Raw genomic sequence first — 7,129 nt, 5'->3', positions numbered from 1 at the left:
TTGTCGGTAGAGTTTTTCCAACTCTTCGATACTTTTGTGTGGTTCTAGCTTTAACAATCTCGGCATGGCGATCGCCCAACTCTTACTATTCATCCCTTAATTTATCAGGTTTAATTTTTTTATACCGATGCTACCGGATTTGATATGATATCATGTCCGGATAATCAGCGATAAAAAAACCTTCTCCACTTGAACCTTTCTTTACCTTCTGCCTTCTGCCTTCTGCCTTCTTCAAGATGATAATTTCTCCACAAAATTTTGATGTTCTGCTGTAGCTAACCCCAGTTGTACAACTTCAATTACTTTGATTAAATTTCCTGTTAATAAAGCTGCTTTATCTAACCATAAACCAGGAAAAACTTCACTACAAATTATTCCCTCGGAATTAGGTTGAAGCTGAACATATTCCCCTTTTTGTAGGCTAAACCAATCAATTTCTCCATCTTCGACGCGCCAAACCAGATATTCTTGAACTTGATTACGACGATAGATTTTCTTTTTTTCATGCACATCAATAGAAACAGTACTAGCAGCAATTTCTACTATTAATTCCGGTGCTCCTTCCACATAACCATCTTCACTAATAATTGACTGTCCACCATTTTCAATTCGCATTAAAGCATCGGGTTGAGGTTCATTATCTCCATCCAAACGAACAGTCGAATTATCTCCAAGTTGCACTCCTGGTGTTGAAGCACGATAGAGTAATAGCCATCCCATAATTGAAGCATGGGGTTCACCATGTTGGGTCATTCGTAAAGGAGATGCCATATAAACTGTTCCCTCAATTAATTCTGCTTTTTTAACATTTGACTTACTGTAACGATTTTCAAACTCAATTCGAGTTAAGCGATCGCCATTTTCTAGGGTGGGAATTATTGATGTTAATACTGTATTTTTAAATCCAATTTTCATAACCATCTGGCCTCAATATGTTAGATTTTGTTAGTAAATATATAATATAAAATATTAATTTTTGAGGTGTTTTGAATTGTCAAGGATAGGCAAAGTTTAGTTATTAATACTATTGTTAAATGTGGTGTGATTTTACTATCTGAATTAGATGCGATCGCTAATTTCAATTTGGTATTCCATGCTTCTGTTTGAGCTTGGTTAATGCTTGCTTTGCTGGAAAAGTGCGTCCCTCTTGCACTGAATTTCAACCTGCCTGAATACCTTCTATTGCTTGTATGCGGTCTACTAATTCTAGTAATTTTTGGTATGACTCTGCATCCTGAACTACGACTTCTGCTTTACCATTAACTGTGAGGATGAGTGGGTTTCCGCTTTCCTTAATTCGCTGCAAGTATTGGGTGGTATTACGTTTGAAGTTAGTAAGGGAGTCAATGTCTTTGGTTATGTCTAGCATCTTGTTACTTAGATAATTATTTAGCATCATATTAGCATTTTTTTAGATGTTTGGTAAGTCAGCTACTAGAAAAAAATCAGGGGCTAATTTTACCACTGAAGCTCTATATTGGTATAAATTACAAATGAAAATATTGTAGAAGCAATAAATTTTTGATATGACTGCTATGGTTATTTTGTTAATTTCATTCGTAACAATAAACTTTAAATCTCTTGCTGAACTGATAACTGATAACTGACTAAGGCGGCTGAAACGTTTATATGTTAAAGTCTACAAGTCTCTGCGAGAGAGAAGACAACCGTCGACCTGGCCCTAATTGAAAGAAGTCCTTATGCGGGAGGTGCCCCATTGAATGCGATGATGTATCCTTCTCCCAATTTAGCTCATCGTAGCTCAACAATTCGTCATCCCCCTTCATCCATCCTACTGAATTTCCAAAATTTTTCCATACCCGCCAATCATACTCTTTTCTTCCACCCAAATTATGGTAAATTTTCTTCTGCACAGAAAAGCCAAATTTACCATCACTATATTTTACCCAAAGTCTGTCAATTGTGCGGAGGTCTGTACAAGGAAAATTGTCTATATCTTGTTGGGTTAAATGTCCTTGCTCCTTTAGCCCCGGTACTTTCAACATTAAACGAGAAGTTTCTGTATCTGCCTCTTTCCATCTCTTTTGTTTTAGTAGATTTTCTAGGGTGGAATAGTCTGCATTTTTGTTTTTTGGCGTTGTTGTATTCTTGGTTTGTTCTGTGTTTTCTCCTAGGTAATGTACTCCTATAAAAATACTTATTCCCAATACTCCTACTCCGATAATTCCTGCTACAAAATTACCTTTTAACTTGAAAGTATTAATAGTATGCCAAATTATTTTCAAAGCTTTTAAAGCTTTTTCATTAGCAGGAGAAACTGCTAAAATACGATTCCATAATTGTTCTGCTAATTCTAGATTACTCTCATTTTCTGCTTCTAATGCCTCTTCTCTGAGAGTAGCAATATATTGTTCATTTGGCTGCTTTTTCAATAAGATTAAATGATATTTAGTAGCAGGTTCAACAATAGCATAAGGAGTTTGCCGAGGCTTTTTAAACTGACTATTAATATTAGGAACTTGATGACGTAAACGATTATATAATCTTTCTACAGTGGCACAATTACCTTCACCTTTAATTCTTAAAGATTCTAATAAAGCATAGGTAAAAGAACCCTGTTGTATCCTTTCATACTCAATTTCATAAGACTTTTCATTCGGGTGACAAGAAAAAAATGCAATTACTCCTTTTTGCTTTTCTTTTCCTATACCTAAACCTTTTGAACTTTCCTGACTGCGACAAGCATCCAAAAGTAAAATCACATTATCTGCTCCACATCGCCTCAATCTTTCTGTCACAAAATAAAGGGAAATAGCAGTATCTTCTACTCCATCTGGATGAGGGTCAGCATCAGCAGGCATCAAATAATCTCGGTCTTTAAAACGCATTCCATGACCGCTATAAAAGAACCAAAAATTATCACCTGCGGATAAAAATTCCTTGTCAAATATTTCTCGTAAAAATCTTTTGAGTCTGCCGTAAGTAGGTTGGGAATTAAAAGTTTTACCTGCATAATTAATTGAGGGTGAATTATCAGTAAATAAATAAACATTCTCAAAACCTGCTTCATTGAGAAAATAATTCTGCATTAATTTAGCATCTCTCTGAGCATACTTAAGATTTGGCATACTATTGTAATTGTTAATCCCAATACAAATAGCCCAATTTTTTGCCATTCTTTAAGACCCCTTAAATTCTAATTACGGCTGAAAAGCTTATGTGTTTAAAATTTACAATTTTCTGTGGGAGAGAATAGAGATTACTTCCCATCCATCCTTACCCTCTACTCCTTTCTTAAAAACTAGGCATCCTGGAAGATGTCCTGCCCTAGCTTCATTCAAGTAAAAGGTCAAGTCAGAGTAATATGACCATTCTCCTTCTCTGTACCAACCTACTTCGTGACCAAACGCTTCCCATATTTTTTCATCGTAACTTTTTGTACCATCTAACATATTTTTATAAATTTTCTTCTGTACAGAAAAACCAAACTTACCATTGCTATATTTCACCCAAAGTTTGTCAATAGTTTGGAGGTCTGTAGTAGGAAAATTTTCAATCGACTCAGGTTTTAAATAAGTTGTTATTAAAATTTCTGGTAATACCCCGTCATCTAAATCTATGTCATCTAACCCGAATAAATTTTTCTGTTGTCTGGCGCATTTTACCATTGCTCTAACTGTTTCTTCATCTGCCTGTTTCCACTCACCATTAGCTAGGAATTTGCGGAGTTTTGTATAGTCTACGTTTTTCTCAGAAAGTAACTTTATTTCATCGTTTTGAGGGCTAGTTTCAATAACTTCTGATTGAGGTTCTATAGGTTCTTCCATCTGCCAAATTCTTCTCAAAGCTTTTAAAGCTTTTTCATTAGCAGGAGACACTGCTAAAACGCGAGTCCATAAGTGTCTAGCTAATTCAATATTTTTCTCTACCTCGGCTTGATAAGCATCATTTTCTAGTGTGGCAATATCCCTCAAATTTGCCTGTTTTTCCAACAATATTAAATGATATTTAGTAGCAGGTTCAACAATAGCATAAGGAGTTTGCCGAGGCTTTCTAAATTGACTATTAATATCGGTAACTCGATAAGACAAACGATTATATAATCTTTCAACAGTGGCACAATTACCTTCACCTTGAATTCTTAAAGATTCTAATAAAGCATAAGTAAAAGCACCCTGTTTTATCCTTTCATCCTCAATTTCATAAGACCTTTCATTAGGACTACAAGAAGCAATTGTAATTACTCCTTTCTGTTTTTCTTCTCCTATACCCAAACCTTTTGAACTTTCCTGACTGCGACAAGCATCCAAAAATAAAATCACATTATCTGCTCCACATCGCCTCAATCTTTCTATCACAAAATAAAGAGGAATAGCAGTATCTTCTACTCCATCTGGATAATTAGCTCCAGTATCTACTGGATCTTTCTCACCAGAGACTTTTGAAGCAGTTTCATCAGCAATAATCCAAATTTTCTTGTCTTCCATGATAATAATTAGGTCTAATTCTTAAAGTTTTGGTTATTTTTCAGTGGTTGCCCAGAGATAATCTCTATATTTTAACTTATTTTATTTTTAGATAAACTCTTGAGAGCTTACAAAGTTTTTTGAGACTGAATCTTGCCCCCCTAGCCCCCCAATTTTGGGGGGAACAAGAGTCAATTTGCTATCTTTAAGTCCCCCAATTTTGGGGGATTTAGGGGGCGCGTGATGTAGCAACTTTCAGAGGATATCTCAAAAAACTTTTGAGACTAAATTTTGCCCCCCTAGCCCCCCAACTTTGGGGGGGAACAAGAGTCAATTTGCTATCTTTAAGTCCCCCAATTTTGGGGGATTTAGGGGGCGCGTGATGTAGCAACTTTCAGAGGATATCTCAAAAAACTTTTGAGACTGAAATTTGCCCCCCTAGCCCCCCAAAAGTTTGGGGAAAAAAGAGTCAATTTGCTATCTTTAAGTCCCCCAATTTTGGGGGATTTAGGGGGCTTGGAGTTTTGTAAAATTTTCCCTATTCAACTAACTCTATTCCACCACTTTTTTCTCCTCTTCATTCAAGCTAATTTTTGTCTCTTCATCAGACTTTTCTGCAGCTTTTGTCAATTCAAAAATTGGTGGTTCTAAATCAGGAATAGGTACTTCAAAACCAGGTGGTAAAGGTGGCAGTTGTGGTACACCAGAATCTAATTCTTTAGTTTGTTTCACCAATTCATTAATACTTATTTCCGGTACAGGTGGTATTTCAGTAACTTTCAACGCTGTCATCAAATTCACCAAAGCAAACTGAATATGAGTATCTGGGTTTTTCGCAACCCACCCATCCTTTGTTAACTGTCGCATTTCAAAATGTAAGTGCGGACCTGTAGACATTCCCGTACTTCCAACGCGACCGATAACTTCACCTTGTTTCACAACTTCCCCTGGTTTCACAAAAATTTCTGATAAGTGACCGTAGAGAGTTTCCAAAGATTTTTTCTGGTGGTCTAACACCACAGTTACACCATAACCTCCTAACCAGTCAGCGATCGCTACTTGACCTGCATAAGTTGCAACTACTGGGGTTCCTGTTGGCGCTCCTAAGTCTGTACCTGTGTGAAATTTCTTATAACCTAATATTGGATGTTGTCTCCAACCAAAAAATGAAGTTATCGGTGCGGGGATAGATAGAGGAAATATTATTCTAGTGTTACCATTTCCTGGTACTGCTGGCGGTCGCATGGTGCGGTTGTAATATGCTAAACCTGACTGAGTAATGGGGTTATCAAATAAACCCTGCACCTGAGCGGGTAAAACTGCAGCGACTTCTACTCCTTGTGACGACCCTGAGTAGTAACTTGGAGTGTAGGAAGTGCTGGAGTAATAACTGTTTTGACTGGAGGATGAACCAGAGTAGTAGCTAGTTTGACTATAACTAGAAGTGTCTGAATAATAATTGTTGTTGGAGGAGTAATAGTTACTTTTGGAGGATGAGTAATAGTTGTTATCGTAGGATGAGTCTTGATAGTTATTTTGAGAATAGTAACTTTGTTGAGTTTCCGCACTCCATGAATTGTTGGATGCTGTTTGAGCAGGAGCGCTCCAGTTATTAGTCTGAGCAGGAGCGCTCCAATTATTTGTTGCAGTTGTAGAACTCCAGTTATTAGTCTGAGTAGGGGCGCTCCAATTGTTATTTTCGGCAACAGCACCCCAATTTTTGTTAGTTGTTGGATATTGGGCGATATCACCTGTGGAACGTTCGGAGAAAACTACTGTGTTTGGTGCTTCATAACTTTCTGTTGCGCCAGTTTTGTATTCTGTATTATCTATATAAGCGTTGGTCGAACCGTCATAATAATAAAGTTTTTCAGGTTTTGGTAATGTTAGAGGTGGTAACTCCTGATATTTTGGTTGTTTTGATAGGTTGACTCCTGTATTCGTCGGAGGTGCGACATACAAATTTTTCGGCAGATAAATACCACTGTCTGGTTCCGGTTCTGGTTCTGGTTCGGGTTGGGAATAATAATATGGTTCAGGTTCGTAATAACTTGGCGCTGGTTGAGAATAATATGGTTCAGGTTCGTAATAACTTGGCGCTGGTTGAGAATAATAATAAGGTTCTGGTTCGTAATAACTTGGTGCTGGTTGAGAATAATAAGGTTCTGGTTCTGGTTCGTAATAGTATGGTTCCGAATAGTATGGTTCCGAATAACTTGGTGAAGCAGAATAATAAGGTTCTGGTTCGTAATATGGTTCTGGTTCGTAATATGGTTGTGAATAATAAGGTTCCGGTTCGTAATATGGTTCCGGTGTATATGAAGGTGCTGGTTCGTAGTAGGGTTCCGGTTCGTAATATGGTTCTGGTGAATAGGATGGTTCCGAATAGGATGTTTGGGGATAATAGTTATCTACTGGAGCAGGTTGATATGATGGCTCATAGTCATACACTTCTATTTCTAAAATTGCTTCGGCTAAAACTATACCTCTACTCAGCATTCCTAGACTTGCTAGACAACAACCAAGCTGCATAAGAGACTTATGAGTTAGAAGTTTGGTCTGAATAATATTTTGGTTTTGCTTTTTGGTTGTTTCCTGTAGTTCAGTTTTAGACTCTACTGACAGGTTTTGCTTCTCTGATACCATCATTTCCTCACACTATACTTATTACTTTGACAGGACTTACCCATGGACACTAAATC

The 7,129-nt window shown here is 37.1% G+C and carries 5 protein-coding genes; all 5 read right to left on the bottom strand.

Annotation, left to right across the window (positions count from 1 at the left end; translation table 11 throughout):
• Positions 1–231 precede the first annotated feature (231 nt).
• The 5 genes from F6K06_RS23170 to F6K06_RS23150 all read right to left on the bottom strand — a co-directional run bounded on the left by F6K06_RS23170 (position 232) and on the right by F6K06_RS23150 (position 7,076).
• Positions 232–915: a Uma2 family endonuclease gene (locus F6K06_RS23170; RefSeq protein ID WP_287243041.1), complete on the bottom strand. Its 684-nt coding sequence runs from the start codon at positions 913–915 to the stop codon at positions 232–234.
• 244 nt (positions 916–1,159) lie between these two features.
• Positions 1,160–1,369: a type II toxin-antitoxin system Phd/YefM family antitoxin gene (locus F6K06_RS23165; protein WP_192901224.1), complete on the bottom strand. Its 210-nt coding sequence runs from the start codon at positions 1,367–1,369 to the stop codon at positions 1,160–1,162.
• A 256-nt stretch (positions 1,370–1,625) separates the two neighbouring features.
• Positions 1,626–3,137 carry a GUN4 domain-containing protein gene (locus F6K06_RS23160; RefSeq protein WP_287243038.1) on the bottom strand — a complete coding sequence of 504 codons (1,512 nt, stop codon included), beginning with the start codon at positions 3,135–3,137 and terminating at the stop codon, positions 1,626–1,628.
• A 54-nt stretch (positions 3,138–3,191) separates the two neighbouring features.
• Positions 3,192–4,448 carry a GUN4 domain-containing protein gene (locus F6K06_RS23155; RefSeq protein ID WP_287243036.1) on the bottom strand — a complete coding sequence of 419 codons (1,257 nt, stop codon included), beginning with the start codon at positions 4,446–4,448 and terminating at the stop codon, positions 3,192–3,194.
• 531 nt (positions 4,449–4,979) lie between these two features.
• Entirely contained in the window at positions 4,980–7,076 is a 2,097-nt protein-coding gene (locus F6K06_RS23150) for a peptidoglycan DD-metalloendopeptidase family protein (protein WP_287243034.1), read from the bottom strand.
• Positions 7,077–7,129 lie beyond the last annotated feature (53 nt).

This window comes from Okeania sp. SIO1H4, assembly GCF_010672695.1.
Classification (GTDB): Bacteria; Cyanobacteriota; Cyanobacteriia; order Cyanobacteriales; family Microcoleaceae; genus Okeania; species Okeania hirsuta.
Note: the sequence above shows the minus strand (reverse complement) of the source record. Positions and strands in the feature narration are given on the sequence as shown.